The organism is Diplocloster agilis (assembly GCF_019042275.1).
Lineage (GTDB): Bacteria > Bacillota > Clostridia > Lachnospirales > Lachnospiraceae > Diplocloster > Diplocloster agilis.
Window position 1 is genome coordinate 88020 of sequence record NZ_JAHQCW010000005.1, and the last position, 17965, is coordinate 105984.

16 protein-coding genes are annotated in these 17965 nt (G+C 49.0%); 9 read left to right on the plus strand and 7 right to left on the minus strand.

Annotated elements, in window-relative coordinates:
* Window positions 1-87: 87 nt before the first annotated feature.
* Window positions 88-1365 carry an FAD-dependent oxidoreductase gene (locus KTH89_RS04700; protein WP_238720863.1) on the plus strand — a complete coding sequence of 426 codons (1278 nt, stop codon included), beginning with the start codon at window positions 88-90 and terminating at the stop codon, window positions 1363-1365.
* 81 nt (window positions 1366-1446) lie between these two features.
* On the opposite strand, the gene rhaM is transcribed toward KTH89_RS04700, so the two are convergent.
* The 4 genes from rhaM to KTH89_RS04720 all read right to left on the minus strand — a co-directional run bounded on the left by rhaM (window position 1447) and on the right by KTH89_RS04720 (window position 5530).
* Entirely contained in the window at window positions 1447-1761 is a 315-nt protein-coding gene (gene rhaM, locus KTH89_RS04705; protein ID WP_158344764.1) for an L-rhamnose mutarotase, read from the minus strand.
* Window positions 1762-1887: 126 nt separating this feature from the next.
* The gene (locus KTH89_RS04710; protein WP_238720865.1) at window positions 1888-4143 is read right to left on the minus strand and encodes a CotH kinase family protein; all 2256 of its coding nucleotides are present in this window, start codon (window positions 4141-4143) and stop codon (window positions 1888-1890) included.
* Window positions 4144-4150: 7 nt separating this feature from the next.
* On the minus strand, window positions 4151-4825 hold the full coding sequence (locus KTH89_RS04715) for a DUF4956 domain-containing protein (protein ID WP_158344769.1): 675 nt from the start codon (window positions 4823-4825) through the stop codon (window positions 4151-4153).
* Window positions 4826-4837: 12 nt separating this feature from the next.
* Window positions 4838-5530: a polyphosphate polymerase domain-containing protein gene (locus KTH89_RS04720; RefSeq protein WP_238720868.1), complete on the minus strand. Its 693-nt coding sequence runs from the start codon at window positions 5528-5530 to the stop codon at window positions 4838-4840.
* 516 nt (window positions 5531-6046) lie between these two features.
* Between KTH89_RS04720 and ku the strand changes: the two genes are divergently transcribed.
* Complete coding sequence (gene ku, locus KTH89_RS04725) at window positions 6047-6859, plus strand: non-homologous end joining protein Ku (protein WP_238720870.1); 813 nt, start codon at window positions 6047-6049, stop codon at window positions 6857-6859.
* A complete protein-coding gene (locus tag KTH89_RS04730) occupies window positions 6856-7806 on the plus strand; it encodes an ATP-dependent DNA ligase (RefSeq protein ID WP_158344773.1) in 951 nt (316 codons plus the stop codon). The genes ku and KTH89_RS04730 overlap by 4 nt, the downstream gene beginning before the upstream one ends.
* A 27-nt stretch (window positions 7807-7833) precedes the next feature.
* Here KTH89_RS04730 and KTH89_RS04735 read toward each other — a convergent pair whose 3' ends face one another.
* Window positions 7834-8358 carry a sporulation initiation factor Spo0A C-terminal domain-containing protein gene (locus KTH89_RS04735; protein WP_238720872.1) on the minus strand — a complete coding sequence of 175 codons (525 nt, stop codon included), beginning with the start codon at window positions 8356-8358 and terminating at the stop codon, window positions 7834-7836.
* A gap of 160 nt (window positions 8359-8518) precedes the next feature.
* On the opposite strand from KTH89_RS04735, the gene KTH89_RS04740 reads away from it, so the two are divergent.
* Together KTH89_RS04740 and KTH89_RS04745 are read left to right on the plus strand one after the other, a co-directional pair.
* A complete protein-coding gene (locus KTH89_RS04740; protein WP_238720874.1) occupies window positions 8519-9250 on the plus strand; it encodes an XRE family transcriptional regulator in 732 nt (243 codons plus the stop codon).
* A gap of 175 nt (window positions 9251-9425) precedes the next feature.
* The gene (locus KTH89_RS04745) at window positions 9426-9905 is read left to right on the plus strand and encodes a GNAT family N-acetyltransferase (protein ID WP_238720876.1); all 480 of its coding nucleotides are present in this window, start codon (window positions 9426-9428) and stop codon (window positions 9903-9905) included.
* Here the strand turns inward: KTH89_RS04745 and KTH89_RS04750 are convergent.
* Together KTH89_RS04750 and KTH89_RS04755 are read right to left on the minus strand one after the other, a co-directional pair.
* On the minus strand, window positions 9896-11596 hold the full coding sequence (locus tag KTH89_RS04750; protein ID WP_238720878.1) for a sensor domain-containing diguanylate cyclase: 1701 nt from the start codon (window positions 11594-11596) through the stop codon (window positions 9896-9898). The genes KTH89_RS04745 and KTH89_RS04750 overlap by 10 nt on opposite strands.
* 100 nt (window positions 11597-11696) lie before the next feature.
* Window positions 11697-12968, minus strand: coding sequence for a family 43 glycosylhydrolase (locus KTH89_RS04755; RefSeq protein WP_238720880.1), 1272 nt, complete (start codon window positions 12966-12968; stop codon window positions 11697-11699).
* A 297-nt stretch (window positions 12969-13265) separates the two neighbouring features.
* On the opposite strand from KTH89_RS04755, the gene KTH89_RS04760 reads away from it, so the two are divergent.
* From KTH89_RS04760 to KTH89_RS04775, 4 genes are all read left to right on the plus strand, one after another.
* Window positions 13266-14270, plus strand: a complete 1005-nt coding sequence (locus KTH89_RS04760) for a LacI family DNA-binding transcriptional regulator (protein ID WP_238720917.1) — start codon at window positions 13266-13268, stop codon at window positions 14268-14270.
* Between the two features lie 140 nt (window positions 14271-14410).
* Window positions 14411-16051, plus strand: coding sequence for an ABC transporter substrate-binding protein (locus KTH89_RS04765; RefSeq protein WP_158344787.1), 1641 nt, complete (start codon window positions 14411-14413; stop codon window positions 16049-16051).
* 210 nt (window positions 16052-16261) lie between these two features.
* Window positions 16262-17125 carry a carbohydrate ABC transporter permease gene (locus KTH89_RS04770; RefSeq protein ID WP_238720882.1) on the plus strand — a complete coding sequence of 288 codons (864 nt, stop codon included), beginning with the start codon at window positions 16262-16264 and terminating at the stop codon, window positions 17123-17125.
* Window position 17126: 1 nt separating this feature from the next.
* Window positions 17127-17963, plus strand: coding sequence for a carbohydrate ABC transporter permease (locus KTH89_RS04775; protein ID WP_238720884.1), 837 nt, complete (start codon window positions 17127-17129; stop codon window positions 17961-17963).
* Window positions 17964-17965 lie beyond the last annotated feature (2 nt).

Genomic DNA, 17965 nt, shown 5'->3' on the forward strand with positions numbered 1-17965 from the left:
CGGATGAAAGTAATTCCGGATGAAAGTAATTCTGGATGAAAATAATTCCGGATTTGAGTCAAGGATGAGAGGAGAAGGCTGAAAAATATGAAAAAAGTGGTTATCGCGGGGGGAGGCTGGTCCGGCTGTGCGGCCGCGGCGGAAGCTGTCAGGCTGGGGGCCTGTGTCACCTTGCTGGAGCGCACGGATATGCTGTTAGGCACCGGCCTCGCAGGCGGGATTATGCGAAATAACGGCCGTTTTACCGCCACAGAAGAACTGATCGCGCTGGGGGCCGGAGAATTGTTCCAGGTGATCGATCAGAACATCCGGCATAGAAACATCCGGTTTCCAGGCCATGAGCACGCGGATCTGTACGATATCGGCAGGATCGAGGGCGCCGTAAGGCGGTATCTGGAAGAACAGGACATTCATTTGGTCTTTCAGGCCCGCATATCGCATATCCAAATGGAGAACCGGCGGATCATTCACGTCACGGATGACAAGGACAGGACCTATGCAGGAGACGTCTTTATCGACGCGACCGGTACGGCAGGTCCTATGAACTGCTGTACGAAATACGGAAATGGCTGCGCGATGTGCGTCCTGCGCTGTCCAAGCTTCGGAGGAAGAGTTTCCCTGACCGGACTGACCGGCATAGAAGAGTACAAGGGAAGAAAAAAAGACGGTTCCACCGGCGCTATGAGCGGTTCCTGCAAGCTCTTAAAAGAATCCCTCTCTCCCGAAATCATCCGCAGGCTGGACCAGGAAGGCGTCTGTATCATTCCGATTCCCAAAGCTTTGATCGACGATCATCTGGACTTGAAATGCTGTCAGCAATATGCGCTTCCTGAATTCAGAGACAATATAATCCTGCTGGACACAGGGCACGCGAAGCTTATGACGCCCTATTATCCATTAGAGAAGCTGCATCCGATTCCGGGATTTCAAAACGCCCGGTACGAGGACCCCTACGCCGGAGGCAAAGGAAACTCCATGCGGTATTTTGCGATGGCTCCCAGGGAAAATACGCTGAAGGTGACGGATGCGGAGAACCTGTTTTGCGCCGGGGAGAAAGCGGGGCTTTTGGTGGGCCATACCGAGGCAATCGCAACAGGGGCGCTGGCCGGATACAACAGCGTGAGATACGCTGAGGGACTTGCGCTATTAGAACTCCCCCGCAGCCTGGCTATAGGAGATGCCATCGCATATGTAAAAGAAGAGATGGCAACCGAAGAGGGGATGGGCAGAAAGTACACGTTCTCCGGTTCTTGTTACTTCACCCGTATGAAAAAGCTTAATCTGTATACGACAGATACGGAAAAGATCCGCAGAAGAGTAGACGAGGCGGGCCTGACCGGTATATTCAAAGCTTTGAACCGGTAAAAGAAAGAACGGCAATCAATATAAATAACCCTGTCCGTGCCGCGGCTAATAGAACCGCAACACGAACAGGGTTATTTATGCTTAATCCAAATGAAATACGTTTTTAAGATCCACCGTTACCGGGCTGTTATCCGGGTTCGTTTCCATGACGGAAGCCATGAAGTCCCACCACTTACGGTTGATCGCGGTATCCGCTCCGGCGGCCCATTTTTCCTCATCTTCGATCTCGATGTAACCGAACAGGAAATTGGTCTCCTTATCCCAGAAAATCGTATAATTCCGGCCGCCATGCTCATGGATCATATCCTTCATTTCCGGCCACAGTTCATTGTGACGTTTCTCGTATTCTTCGGCCATACCCTCATACAGCTTCATCTTAAAACCCTTGATGATCATTTCGTATCCTCCTTGTTGAGTGCCATGTATGTTGCATTAGATCGGCAGAATCACTGTCAGCTCTTATTATATCAGAGAAATACGCAGCGGGAAAGAATAATTCTTTGGATGGTCTATTCATATCATCTATTCTACCGGTTTCCCAAAAAACTTCCAGGTATTCCCATGCAGATAGCGCCCGTAACTTTCATCCGCGGACATCTTCGGAATCGTAACCTGATCCAGAACCATTCCATCGGCATCTGACAGAGTCAGCACTTCGCCTTTTTTTAGATTAAAATTCACCAGATAATGGTTGAGCACAGGACTGGTCTTGCCGTAAAGCCGCAGGGTTTCCCCGGGTTCCAGCTCTGTCTCCGGGCAGCGGTATTTCAGCGGATCACTGCGGTTGTCGGAGAGATAGAAATCCCGAAGCTTTATGGTATTCGTATAGGGATTATAAAGCTCAATCCAGTCATCCACGCTGGCGGCGGATACATTGCTGATCACCGGCCCCTCCCCGTTGATTCTGCGGGTAACCAGCCGGACCTGATTATCCCCTTCCAGGAGCATATCCGGGGATATGACCAGGTCTTTGGATGTGACGGTCCGGTGATTCACTTCCCAGTGGTCAAACTCGTAACCCGGATAGGTCTCGCAGGTCACCGTAAGTGGATGGCTTTGGAAAAAGTATCCGTTCCACTCCGAATCCTCAGGCGTCAGCCGGACGGCGCCAAAGCTAAGATCCGCGCCCTCAGAAGGCACCATGGTCACCGTGTAGAGATCCTCCACCTCAAACAGCGTGTCCAGCCAGTCGGATACTTCCTCGTTTCGGATTTTCGCATAATACTTTAGCCGGGCTATCTCAGAATCCCAGTTTCCGGCAACGCCGCGTATCTCAGCATCCGGACTTTCGTCTTCCATATACCCGATCTCTGCCGCGATCTCCTGGCTATAGCGGTCGATCAGCTCCAACAGATGTTCCGGGTCCAGAATATTACTCATAAGAGAAGTGATAATGTTGACAAAACGGGTCTCATATTCGGGACACTTTAAAACATTTGAGAGGGCGTTGTTGTCATTTTCCGGGTATACCAGCATCTCTCCGAAGAGCTCCTGCGCCCGGTCGGGGGTGTCATAGAGGTTGTACATATAATCCGTGTCAAACAGGAGAAAACGGACCCGGTTGTCGGCTCCTTCCTGATTCGTCCGATAAGCGGCATAATTTTTCTGGGGCCAGTCAAAGTTATTCACCATGAGCTGGAAGGCGTAGTAGGTCAGAAAATTATCCATATCGACCAGTTCTTCCAGATGTTCCCGGTTCGAAGCGACATTCAGATCGGAATACAGATATTCTGCGTAACCGGCAGCTTCGGCGCATTCCCGCTCGGAGCTTTCGAATTTTTCCACCTCATATTTTTCCACATGCAGCTGCTGGGCCAGATTATAGGAAGAATAAGAATCCTGCATCTGCAGCAGGCCGTAATACTCGCCGTTTAAGTACACGGTCACCGGTCTTGCGGACATCACGGGAGTCAGGCCGATTTCTTTGGCCAGGGAGCTGGCCAGATTCCACCGGATCAGAGTAGAGTACAGGTCATTTCCGCTGTTTCGAAGAACCAGATGGTTAAACTTACGGCCGGCGGACTGTGACGAAACGGTTTCATCCGTGGAGAAAAAGGGATATTCAAACTTGGGGTTTTCTTTATCATAGATCTCGTTGGCATCCAATTTCAGGGATTTGGGAAAATAATTGGCGCTGTATCCCCCCGATATGCCCAGACCGATCTTTTGGTCTATTATTTTCTCTCCGGTTTCGTCGAACATTTCCACGTTGGCGTCGCGTATCCATTCGTCGCCGCGCTGGTCAAAATTCTTAAAGCCGTACTCCGTATTGGGCCCCTCCATCATGATACCGGTGACCGGATCATAGAGATTTTCAGGATCCGTGGTAATCGAGGCGATCAGGGTAGTATAGCGCTGGTCCACATTCTTTCCGACAAAATAGGTCTTGGTCACCACATCGCTCAACGTATTCTTATAACAAACCCTGGCTTTTACCGGTACCGCGCGGACCGTATCCCCGGCCTCCAAAAGGAGCGGTTTCTCATATAAGGAAGATGTAAGATCAGGCGTGCTGCCGTCCAGCGTATAATAAATATCATAGGACGAACTATAAACCGCATCGGCCGTAAGCGCCAATTCGGTATCTTCAGTCAGGAACGTGTCGGCGACACTGTACTCCACGCTTCCGTTTTTTACATATTCCTGAAGGCTGCCGGCGTCCTTTTCCTCCGTCAGGGTAAACAAAACCACAGCCAGCACAAAGATAACCAGAGCCCCGGTAAACAGCCACCAATTTTTATTTCTGGGATTAGAAAATTTCAGCAGTTTTTCCTTCATATATACATCATCCTATGGTTTCGCCGGTTTGCAGCATCCAGTGGAAACTTTTCACTCCCTCGATGCTATGTAAAACCTCCAGATTTTCCTTTGAAAGCGTTCCCTTTACCTTTGTCTCCAATATCATTTCACAGGAAGAATCCGTCTGATTCACCGCTTTCACCCGCACAGAAGTAACCGACGGTTTCAGCACCGACTGAATCCGGGCGGCATCCATAGCCGTCTGGGAGCCGCGGATGACCAGCAGATAAGAATTCCATTTCCGCACATAGAGATGAAAAGCGAAAATAACCAGGGCGATGAATAATACCGATATCAAAGCCAGCTTAAAGTTCCGGGAACCCACGCAAAGCCCCTCCACGATAGACCAGAAAATAAAAACCGTATCCCTCGGGTCCTTGATCGCGGTCCGGAACCGTACGATGGAGAGCGCGCCCACCATACCCAGGGATATAACGATATTACTGCTGATCATCAGCATGATCACAACGGTAATCAGCAGAATAATCACATTCGAAGAATTAAATTTCGGATTATAGGTTACCCCGTTATAGGTAAATCTATAAGTCAGGAAAATAACCGCGGAACAGAGCAGGCCGATACACAGGATAATCGCGATGTCTCGGGCTGTCAGGGCTGTACTGTTGGTATAAAACCAGGACAGGATATCTTTTTTTGACATACTTACACTCCTTTAAAAAATATATTCTTGATAAATAGGGCGGCCAATTCCGTACTTGCTGACGGAAAGCCTGGACAGGGAATATTTGCGGAAAAGGCTCGACAGAAAGGGCGGGAGCTGCTGGTCATATTTCACTTCCAGCACGACCTGTTCCGAACTGACCCGGTTCCAGGGAAGCTCTTTTTGATAAAGATCCAGGTCCATCTCGCTGCTCCTGATTCCGGAATCAAAAGTAATCCGGGTATGAAACAGCGGATATACAAAGGCCCGCCGGTCATACTCGATAATAACCGCCGGACGGTACCCCTCGCCCATCATCAGGGAATAGAGGCGAAGCGCCGCCTCCTCCTCCAGATCCAGCAGCAGGCCGTAGTCGCCGTCCATAAGGCGAACCGCCTGTTCCCTGGACAAAGTCAGGCTGGTCTTGTGCTGATAATGGTCTTCCTTTTCCTTCAGTTCCAATTTAGCGAACGGCTCATTCTCATCATAAATCCTAAGCCGTATTTTCTTCCGGTAATACTCTCCATAAAAACGGGAATTAAAATCCGCGTCATAAATAGTATCAAAATACAGGCTCTTTACCCGGTAAGCCCCCTGGCTGGAAAACTCATCCGGCTCCAAAACCTGACCGATCTGTTCCTCCAACTGCACAGCCTGTTCCCAGCTCAACAAATACTTCAGTTCATTACGGTAAACAGATAACACAAAAAGGACTCCTTTAAAAAAATTTATCATCATCTTAGCATAATTATACAAATAGAACAAGTTCTTTCCTGGTAATATTCGCACCAATAGCTTGGAAAATAGTTACTATCAATAAGACACCTTAAAAAAAACATCATATATATATACAAACAATATCGCAAAAATACAACCCCGAAATCGCCAGCATCTCATTTATCACCAAAGCAGGAGCGGGAGGACGCGGGGGGCACCGGGAGCGGGCGGCAAGCCGCTTGAGGCCAGGCCTTAGAACGGGTTACGCAGATGGTGGGAGAACCTCGCAGGGCCCGGGACACTGTCCGAGCCGTCCTTTGGCGAGTTTGTACCGGACCCTGCCAATAAGAGGTTCTCCCGCCATCGGAGTTACCCGTTCTTAGGCCCGGCCGAAGCGGCTTGCCGCCCGCTCCCGGTGCCCCCCGCGTCCTCCCTCTCCGGCCCTTAGTAAAAAAATGAATGCAAACCTCCAGCGCTGCGCATACTAAGTTCGAGGTGATAAAAATGGCAGCATCCCATAAAGGAGCGATATCGTTTGGTCTGGTTCACATACCGGTAGCGCTTCACACAGCGACACAGAATAATGATATCCACTTTAATCAATTGTGCCGGGAGGACGGTTCCCGGGTAAAGTACAAGAAAGTCTGCGCGAATTGCGGCAAGGAAGTGGCGGCCGACGGAATAATCAAGGGATTTGAATTCTCCCCCGGACAGTATATAACCATGACGGACGCGGATTTTGAGAAAGCGAAGACGGAAAAAGATAAGACCATCCATATCCTTCATTTTACGGAGATGAGAAATATCCGTCCCATTTATTATGATAAAACCTATCACGCGGTACCGGAGGCGGGCGGCGATAAAGCTTATGAGCTGCTGCGCAAAGCCATGCTGTCCGAAGAGAAGGTAGCCATCGCCAAAACCGTGATCGGGCAGACGGAAAAACTGCTGGCCCTGATTCCCACGGATACCGGAATTCTGGTGGAAACACTCTTCTTTTATGATGAGATTAAAGAAATGCCCAAAGAACCGGAGCAGCCGGAATTAAACGATGCGGAACTAACCATGGCGAAAACCCTGGTCAACAGTATGGTGAAGCCCTTTGAACCGGAGCAGTACCAGAATGAATATCAGGTACGGCTGCGCCAGATTATCGAGGATAAGATCGCCGGCAAGGAGATCGTAACGCCGCCGGATGAAAAGCCGGCTAATGTAATCAATCTGATGGATGCGCTGCAGGCAAGTATCCGGCAGGTGGAAGATCAGGATGGCCCCCCGAAAAAGAAGAGAACCAGAAAGAAAGCGGAACCGGCATGAGAGATCTGTTCGCGGCAAGAAGCTTAAAGCCCATGCTGATCGGTGTAAGCGCTGACGCGTTCGACAGCAGGGATTATATTTATGAATTGAAAATGGACGGCGAGCGGTGCGTGGCGTATCTGGACCCGGCCGCCCAATTAACGGAGCTTAGAAACAAACGGGATCTGAAAATGCTCCCCAAGGTTCCGGAACTGGCAGATATGCATAAGCAGGTACGAAAAAAGTGCATTCTGGACGGGGAACTGATGATGATGGTGAACGGACGCCCGGATTATTCTGCGATCCAGCGCCGGAGCCTGATGTCAAACAAGTTTAAGATTGAGCTGGAAGCCAAAAGGTCTCCGGCCAGTTTTGTCGCTTTTGATATGGTATACTATGAAGGGGAAGAGATCGTGCACCGGCCGCTTCTGGAACGCAAAGAATTGCTGGCGAAAAATCTGAAGGAAAATGAGAGAGTGGCGTTGTCGCGGTTTATAGAAGAAAAGGGCGTAGAGTTTTTCCGCCTGGCGAAGGAAAATGAGCTGGAGGGAATCGTCGCGAAATTAAAGGACAGTATCTATATTCCCGGAAAAAGGACAAAAGACTGGATTAAAATAAAAAATCTGCAGGATGAGGACTTCGTGGTCTGCGGCTGGATCGACAAGTCGGATCATGTAAGCAGCCTGATCCTGGGCCAGTTCCAGGATGGAAAACTGATCTATCAGGGACATGTGACCTTGGGGGTATCCGGCCCTGATTTTACACGGATACGCCGGGAAAAACGGCTGTCAGGGCCTCCGGCGGGAATGACGGTTCCCAGAGGAAATGAGGAAGCGTACTGGATCGAACCCGAACTGGTATGTGTGGTAAAATATATGGAACGGACTGCCGGCGGGGGATTGAGGCAGCCCGTTTTCAAAGGGCTTCGAACGGATAAGAAGCCTGAAGAATGTATACTTGACATATAGAAGGTAAAAAAGTATAAAAGCTTTGAATTATGAATCGGATGGCTGATAGGTGAGTATCGTGTGGTCTTCCCGCCTTTTCAAATATTCCGTAAACAGGGAAATGAACTGGCTGTTGGTTGGTTTGTGTCCGGCGTTGTCCGGGAACAATTGGCGGTAAAAATCCCGGTCTCCTTTTGTCCAGATTACCTGAATGGCATGACGGATCGAACGCTCCACACAGGCCTCGGTGGTATGGAAAGTACGGGCTACCTGCGGATAGATCATTTTGGTAATACTGATAGCGGTGTCCGGATAACGAAGGGATGTTTCGATCGCTTTGCGCAGATAACCGTACCCTTTTAGATTGGGAGACAATCCCAGTTTGCGGATGAGCGGGGCAATTTCCAAAGAGGAAATATGCTCTTTCGGAAGAAGAAGCGAATGGTCCGGCAATTGTGTTGAGATGGTATTTGGAAGTTCCAACACGGTGAGCCGGTCTTTTGATTGACACAAGACTATGATCTGCAGAGAAGAATCCTTAGGAACCACCAACTGAATGTTTTTAGTTACCATGACCATAACTCCTTTCTTGTACGTCCTTCTTATAGATTCATTGTAGGAATAGATTTAATTATAAGAAAAGTACTATAATGAAGTCAATTACCACACCGGTCAAAAAATGTCCAAATTTGGAATACCAAGGTTTCATAAAAAAGCGGAAGGGACAAAAGAAATGGATCATAAAAAATTGAAAGAAATCATGAAAGCCAGAGGATTTACGTTGGAAATGCTGTCACACGCCAGCAAAATTCCGCTGAGTACGCTGGCTAAGATTGAAAGCGGCATTACGAAAAATCCCGGCTGCCAGGCAATTGAGGCGATTTCAAATGCGCTTCGGTGTTCGATGGATGAACTGTTTGGCAGAGAGACACGCGTCCCCTATCAGCTGGAAGAATATTTTTACCGCTATAAAATGCTGCCAAAACACAGGCAGGAATACATAAAATTCTTGATAAACGTGGAATACGACCGCATGATCTATTTAAAGAACAAAGATAAAACCGTGCTTACCTGCTATGAGTTCCTGAACTGGCGGGGGGAGTTGGCGGAATACTCCGGAAAGAAATTATATATGGTTGAGACAGACAACAACATATTTACTATGCAGACCACCTTTTGTGTCTTTCTGAATACGGATAAGTTCACGCCCTTTTTCTTCCCGGAGTCTATTTTGTGCTTCCAGTATATAGACGATTATATTCCCAAACACGGAGAAATCTGGATGTTCCTAAAAGACGGATACCTCATTGTCCGGCGGGTCTATAAATATAAGGAACGAAGAATCTTAAAAGCCCTGAACGATGAGGAGGAAGATATCGATATTACCAACGATTACCATTATAAGAGGATAGGGCGCTATATCGGCACGCTGAACCAAAGAGAGATCAAACTGCAAAAGCCGTAACAAGACAATGGGAATCTGTTAGCTGGCAGAAATGCCGCCAAGCGGCGGCAGCGCGGCTGGTTGACAAGCCTGCTCATACAATTTAAAATAATACGAAAATAACAGAAGAATGCGCGGCCCGGTCGGCATATGCCGGAAAATCCGGGATACAGGAAAGCGCTGAAAAGAGGAGTCTATGGAGATTCGAAAAGCTACAATCAATGATCTGAACACCATTTTGCAATTATTCCGGGAAGCGAGAGCTTTCATGGCAGAGAGCGGAAATCCCGATCAGTGGGGAACGGCCTATCCGCCAAAGGATCTGCTTATCAACGATATAAAAGAGGGGAACAGCTACGTATGTGAGAAGGACGGGGAGATCGTCGGCACCTTTTATTTTAAAAAGGGGGAGGAACCCACTTACCGGAAGATCTATGAAGGCGGGTGGATCAATGAACTGCCCTACGGCATCATTCACCGGATCACCTCAAAACAGGGGACCAAAGGTGTGGCCACCTTTTGTATAGGCTGGTGTTATGACCAGTGCGGCAGCATACGGATCGATACCCACAGACAGAATATTCCGATGCAGCGGACCCTCAAAAAGAATGGATTCACGCGCTGCGGAGTGATTTATCTGGAGGACGGATCAGAGAGAATCGCTTATCAGAAATAACGCAGACACCCGTTGCCTCCTTTATGTTTTACTTCATACAGGGCTCTGTCGGCCCGCTTATAGAGTTCCTCGAAAGTGGATGCATCCGCCGGATAAGCCGACATGCCCAGGCTGATGGTAGTCTGGTTTTTAAGGCCGGTCAATCCGGCCAGTTCGCCGATCCTGGCGCGCAGCCTGTGGGCGATCTTAAGGGTGGCTTCCGCCGAAGCTATATTTACCATAAAGACAGCGAACTCATCGCCGCCCATCCGGGCGAACAGATCCGATGAGCGGAGTTCGTCCGCCAGGATAGAAGCAATGTTCTTCAGCACTTCATCCCCCAGTGCGTGCCCCATGGTATCGTTGATGCTCTTGAACTGGTCCACATCAAACAGTAAAAACGCATGGCTGCCGGAGGGATACTCCTGAAGAATACGCTCTACACTGTGCTGGAAAGCCATACGGTTGAGCAGGCCTGTAAGAGAATCCCGCATGGCCTGATTCTGAAGAACCGTAGCGGTCTGCTTATAATCATTGATATCGCTTAACAGCCCGATCGCCCGGACCGGCCTGTGATTGTCTCCGAAAATGGTGGTAACCCGGTTCCGGCACCATAGATAAGAACCATCGGCGCATTTGGCCCGATATTCCGCTTCCGCATAGGAGGCCCCGTTTAATATAGAGTCTATCATCCTGGTGACCTGCGGCTTATCCTCCTCATAGATAATATCGTAGTCTGTCAGACTACGCACAGGAAGGTCCGCAGGAGGCATAAAGCCAAACATCTTCTGATATACCGGTGAAAACTGGATGCGGTCCTGAACCAGATCCCAGTCAAAAACGGTCTCTTTTGTCTGCTCAGAGATGATCCGGTAGCGCTCCTCATTCAGGGCTACATCCAGCCGCTGCTGCCGCTCATCGGTAATATCCTTGATAATTCCCTGCAGAACCGACGCGGGTTCATTGAGATCGCTCAACCGCGAGCCTGTGGCCCACATCCACCGGAGTTGTCCGTCTTTGGTGATAATCCGGTACTCTATCCCCATACATCTGTACTGGGATTCGGTGAAAGCCCTGGCCCGCTCCAGCAGATGATCCCGGTCCTCCGGATGTACAACGCGAAGATACTGGTTATCGATATCCTTCCCGGCAAACTCCGTCTGCGCATACCCGGTCTGGCGATAGAATTCCTGATTGGCGAACAGTACGTGAATGCCGTCGCCGACGGAAGCCCGCAGCACACCGGCGGGGATGTTGTCGAGCAGGTTTTTCAGTTCAATCTCTGTTTGCTTGGTGTCGGTAATATCGAAGAAAAAGACATCGATGGTCCGCTCCGGACCCGATTGATTGATGCGTGAGCAGTGAGCAAAATTCCAGGCGACCGTCCCGTTCTTTTTTCGAATCCGGTATGAAATCTGGATAGGTTCGTCCCGGGAAAGCTTCTTGATCGCAGATGTGATTACAGAAAGATCCTGCGGCAAAACAAGATTAACACCTCTTCGGAAGAACGGTGGGTCAAAGCTTTCTTCCTCGGTATATCCGGTCATGCGGTAATAGCCCTCGGAGGCAGCGATGATTCTCATTCCGTCATCCACTGCCAGCCGGGCGGTACCGCCGTTTACTGTGTTGGTCAGCATTTCCACTTCCAGTTTTGCCTTTGCCAACTCAGCCAATGCCTGTTCATAGGCTTTCTCTAAATTTTCCCTATCCATAACATACCACCTTGCCATAAGGTTTTCTGATACACGGATGAAGAGGCGGACACACTCCGCGGACCCTTTGCTATTTATATTTTAGCGCATTTACCCTTCATTAGCAAGCGGGGGATGCATAATCCCTGTAAAAGCGGAATTCCTTCACGTCCATAAGCCGCCGGTCCAGGTCGTTTCCGCGAAAGACCAGATACAGGGTTTTTATTCCCGAGACGGGGGTTACGGCACAGTAAAAGGTGCGGAAGATGTCCCAGCCTCCGGTTGGGGTCACGGGACAGGAACCAAGCAGCAGGGAATCGGCCCAGATCTCCACGGTTCCGCCATTAATGGCGGCGGCCGCTGTTATGGAGAAACTATGGGGGCCGTCAAAGGCGAGAAAGCGGTAAGCCGCCCAGCTGCCGTTTGTGGCATGGCTCAGGATTTCTATCTCGTTATCCGCAGAAGGGATTATGTACGGACCATGCATCATCTGGCAGGCGAGAGCCGCAGATACGGGGGCCGCGGCAGACAGGGGAGGCTCAGCTCCCTGGCTGGTCATGGGGACTTCGGCTATGTATCCCAGCTCATCAAAGAAGATGGGCTCTATGCAGACACGCCGGTTGAACTTGGAGTTCTGGGAGGAACGGTGGTAAAATATGTACCACTGGCCCTTGTATTTTGCCATACAGCCATGATTGTTCCAGGTTTCAGGATCACAGTTGATGTTGTCGATAATGACGCCGCCTTTTTTGTAAGGTCCCAGCGGCGAACGGGACATGGCATAGGAGATGCAGGTAGCCTTACCTCTGGAAATATCGGTATATAACAGATAATAGATGCCATTTCGCTTTCGGATTGAGATGCCTTCATGGAAGCCGTGCTCTTTTTCATCTATGATGCAGGTGTTCAAGGTTGACAAGTCCAGGGTTTTCATATCTGGGTTTAATTTTGACCCGCGTAAATGAAACTGCCCCCAGAAGTAATAGGCCTGGCCGTCGGTATCGATGAATACCGCGGGATCGATACTGTCCTGGTCGGCAGGGGTGATCGGAACCGGGTCGTGAAAAGGGCCGGCGGGGCTGTCGGAGACGGCGACTCCCTCATAAGAACCGGTCATGCAGAAATACAGATAATAGGTTCCGTCCCGGTATATGCAATCCGGAGCATACAGAAGATGCCCCTTGGAAGCCCAGGGAATATCCTGGCTGCGCAGCGCTACGCCGTGATCTGTCCAATGGATTAGGTCATCGGTGGAGAAAACATGCAGTATATCGGAACAATAGGTGGTTTCCCGGCTGATGTCATAAGAACCGTAAAGGTACAAACGGCCGTCAGGCATGACCCTGGCTTCGGTATCCGGGACAAAATGCCGGAGAGGTAATAGTGGATTCATGGTACATTCCTCCTGTTTTTCAGAGTATTTCGTGTGATATAAGATGAAGGTATCATGGTGCCGAAGAAAAGTCAATAAAAATATACACGTGTAAAAAATAGGATTGACAATATTTCTTTCAAATGCTATGATAAACGCAGAAAACAACAAAAAATACATAAAGATATCCCGTGAACTGTATGAAAATTGTGGAAAAACACCGGGATGTGGAAAGAATGAAGAGGAATCCGATCTTCTTTTCTTTTTAAAAATAATTTACACGTATAAATTATCGAGGGACGGTGACGATCTTTGAAAGTGACGAGGGCGGATGTGGCAAGGCTGGCGGGAGTATCTTCCGCGACCGTATCAAATGTATTGAATGAGAACAATAAGGTAAAGGAAGAGACGGCAGTCCGGGTCAGGGCGGCGATCAAAGAGCTGGATTACCGGCCGGATATGATCGCCCGGAGCATGGTGATGAAGAAAACCATGCAGATTGGTATCGTGCTGGAGAATATTTCTAATCCATTTTTTGGGGATATTGTCAGAGGCTTTGAGAGCGCGGCCAATGAGAAGGGATATTTTGTAAATATCTGTACCGGTTTTAATAAATTGGACGATTACTTTGACAATTTTATTATTAGACGGCTGGATGGGGTGTTTGTCACGGCGATTCCCTATAAGTTTAAGATCGATAAACTGTATCATCTGGTGGATAAAGGGATCAAAGTGATCGTCAGCGGCAATGTAGGCGCTGATTTCAGAAAAGTGTCATCGATAGAAAATAACCATATAGAAGCCATGCATATCGCAATGCAGTACCTGTATGACCTGGGACACCGGGATATTGCCTACCTGAGCGGATTGGGGAGAAACCTTCCCTATGACTTGAGAAGCATCGGATACCGGGAGATGGTGGAAAAGTTAAACCTTCCCTGCAAAGACAGCCTGCTGTTTGACGGTAAATTTCCATACTCCACCGATATGATGGACGGTTTCCACTATGCCAATGAACTGTTGGATTCCGGCAGAAAATTCACGGCGGTCATCTGTGTCAATGACCTGATGGCGTTGGGGGCTATGAAGGCGCTGAAGGCGAGAGGACTTCGGATTCCGGAGGATGTATCGGTGATGGGATTCGACGGGATTTCCTATGGACAGTATTGGGAGCCGACGCTTACCTCCATGTCCATGGATAAGATTCAGTTTGGGAAAAAAGCCTTCGAGCTGCTCTATACGAATATGAGCCGGGGCAGCACAGGATATTTCCAGAACGATTTGGAACTGGTGGAAGGACAATCAACTGCAAAATGCAGATGATATAAAAAAGAAACGGGTGGCAAATATACGGTAAGGAGGCGAAACTGTACGCACTGTATCATGGGACCGGTGGAACGATTACCAAGAAAGTCAGTGAAAGAAAAGATGCGATATGCCCGTAAGAGAAAAGGAGAAGAAAAATGAGAAAAAGAAACCGAAGCTTAGCTTTATTGTTAGTGGGGGCTATGACCGTATCGGCCATGCTGGCAGGCTGTGGAAATAAAAGTGAAACGCCGGACGCCGGCGCGCCGAAGGAAACAGCGGATACGGCGGAACAGACCGGGACGCCGGCGCAGGATTCCGACGCGGCCTGGGATACCACAAAGGAAGATACCATTGTCTTGAGCGTTATCAACAACTACTATACGGCAGGCCAGAAGAAACTGGCGGAAGAATATATGGAACTTCACCCGGAGACGAAAGTGGTGGTGGACGTAGTATCGGATAACGACGCCTATATGACCAAGATGCAGACGGCATTTAGCGCAGATCAAAATGACGCGCCGGACATCGTGCATGGGAATTTTGTAGTAAACGCACTGACCGCCAGCAGCTGGAACGTGGCGTTTGAAAAAGGATATTTGACGGATCTGGCTCCGATGCTGGATGAAGTGAATCCTTATAACGACGGGAAACTGGTCCGGGACGTTTTTGATCCCAACGACCTGGCCATCGCACTGAATAAAACAGGCGGATCGAAAATGGGAATCCTGCCTTTTGATAAGATCGGCGTAGCGTTCTTCTATAATAAAGATATATTCGAGAAGGAAGGCGTGGCGGTGCCCCAGACCTTTGAGGATCTGATCGCAGCCTGCGAGACATTTAAGGACAAAGGATACCAAAACCCGATCGCAGCCGGTCTGGAATCCAGCTGGTTCTTAAATTCCATCGCGGATTCCGGTTATCGGACCATAGAAGACCAGTTCCTGACAAAGCCCGGGGATGCGGTGTGGGATGAAGCGACCATGAAAGCCAACGAAGGATTTAAATGGGATCCCAGCAATTTAAAATGTGATAAAGACATCGTCAATAACGATGAGAGAGTCGCGATGTACCGGAAAGAAAACAGTGTCAATACGGAACTCAATAAGACGATCTGGGATACCTTCAGCAAGGTGGCAAAATTCTTCCCGGAAAACTGGGTAGGAGTGGACAGCAGCCAGATGATCACCGACTTCGAGATGGGGAACTCCCCCATGCTGCTGCAGGGCAGTTTCAATGCAGGGAAGATCCTGGACGACATCAACCAGCTTCCGGCGGATAAGCAGTTCCAGTGGTCGACCTTCCAGTTCCCGTCCTTCAAAGACGCGCCTCAGGGATTGGAAAATACCTTGAGAGGACTCTTCGTACTGGGGAACGAGATGGCGATCGTTCAAAAAGACAGCGAGGACCACATGGCCAGAGTCAAGGATTTCTACAAATTCTGGTATTCTCCGAAGCAGGCCCAGACCACCTATGAAGAAACACTGGCAAGCGGTAACTTTATCCAGGGCCCCAGTGTAATTGCGGGAGTCACCTTAAGCGCGGAGCTGCAGGAGAAATTAGACGGATTCGTACCGGAGGGAACCGCGAGAGACTGGGACGGCCTGACCGGATTCACCAGAGTCACCCAGGCGGATATGCCCAAATTTTATGATCTTGTGAATTCCCTGAGCAGAGGCAAAATCGATGCGGGCGAATTCCTGGAGCAGTTAAAACCCTATTACGACAAATATTCGGATGAGGGCATCGCAAGCGCCGGATTTGATCTGGACCCTACGACCCTGGATGCTGCGAAATAGAATTAAAAATAGCTCCTGCCTTTCGCGGGCAGGAGCTATAAAAAACTGCTCTCACAAAGTATTGGGACCGGTGGAACGATTACCCATAAGAGAACAGCATGTTTATTATAGCAAATACGATGAAAAGAAGCAACTGCAAAACGGCAATATCGCGAAAGGGTAATGCCGGATGCAGATAGGCCGCAGGGACTGCGGCAGCTGGAGGAATTTATGAAAAAAACATTTTGTGCAAAGATGATCCCTTATCTGTTTATAGCGCCTACGGTGATTCTGCTGGCCGTATTCTCATACTATGCCATAGGGAACGCCGTATTTACCTCCTTTACGGATAAAAGCTCAAACTTTATCGGAATCCGCAATTATGTGGATGCGTTTCATGATGAGATGTTTCTGACATCCTTTAAAAATCAGGTCGTGATTACGGTGGCGGCCGTATTTTTCAGCGTGTTCTTCCCGCTTTTGGCTTCGGAACTGCTGTTTTTTATCAAACATAAGAAAATATCAGGATTTATAAGGACCGCGTTTGTGATCCCGATGCTGGTTCCCTCTATCGTAGTAATTCTGATCTGGAAATACCTGTATAACCCGAATTTTGGATTTAATACTATTTTGCAGAAAATCGGTGCAAACGGATGGATACATAATTGGCTTAACGATGAAAAAACGGCGCTGTTCGCCATCGTACTGATCGGGTTCCCCTTTGTGTCCGGCATGTATTTCCTGATATTTCACTCGGGACTCAATATGATCGGAGAGGAACTCTATGAGGCGGCCATCGTAGATGGCGCGACGAACTGGAATGTGGTAAAGGACATTCATTTGCCCAATGTCAAGCCTTACACAAAAATCGTAGTGACCCTTTCCCTGATCAACAGTCTGTCGGGCTTTGGTCTGGTGGCAGCCACGACCAATGGGGGACCGGGCTTTGCGACCATGATACCCGCCCTTCAGATGTACAAGGTAGCGTTCGGGGACGGAAACTTCGGATACGCTTCCGCTCTGGGAGTGGTCCTGTTCCTTGTAATCATACTGCTTACCATGGTTTCCAGAAAATTGTTAAAGGATGGTGAATGACATGGGAGTGAAAAGAAAAATAACGCCGGGCTACGTAGTGTCCAGGCTTGTTGTCATATTGCTTTTAATTACTACGGCATTTCCGTTTCTAATGCTGATCAATATGTCCTTAAAGCCCAATGTCATGATTACCAATGATTTTCTGGGACTTCCGAATCCTGTGTACTGGATGAATTTCTCAAAAGCCTTGAAATTCATCTTCAAGCCGGTATTGAATTCGATCTATGTCTGCGGGATTTCCCTGTTTTTTATTATTATCATCGTGGCGCTTTCCGGCTACGCGTTCGGGCGGATGGAATTCAAAGGCAGAAAAGTGCTGTATTCCCTTATCCTGGCGGTCATGATGATCCCCTATACCCTGTTGATTATTCCGAATTTTCATATTGTGAAAGGGCTGCACATTGTGGATACGTTCTGGGCTTTGATCATCCCTTACGTGGCCGGGCAGCAGGTGATGGGTATCATTTTGGCGGAATCCTTTTTCCGGGAACTGCCCGGCGATATCTTTGAGGCGGCCAGGATCGACGGAGCGGGAGAGTTCGGCATGTTTGCCAGAATCGCCATGCCGCTGTCCAAACCGATTCTGATTACCGTGGGAATCACCTCGGTAGTCGCCATGTACAACGACTATATCTGGCCCACCATCGCCATTACCGGCGGCGATAACGTGAAAACCTTCTGCCAGATCGTGTTTAACAACGCAGCCGGGAAAGGGACCAATGATATGGGATTGATTGCCGCGGCTTTTATCATCGGCACCATCCCTCTGCTGATTGCAACGGCCAGCTGTCTGAAATATTATGTTCAGGGAATGATGGTAGGGGCCGTAAAGGGTTAAAA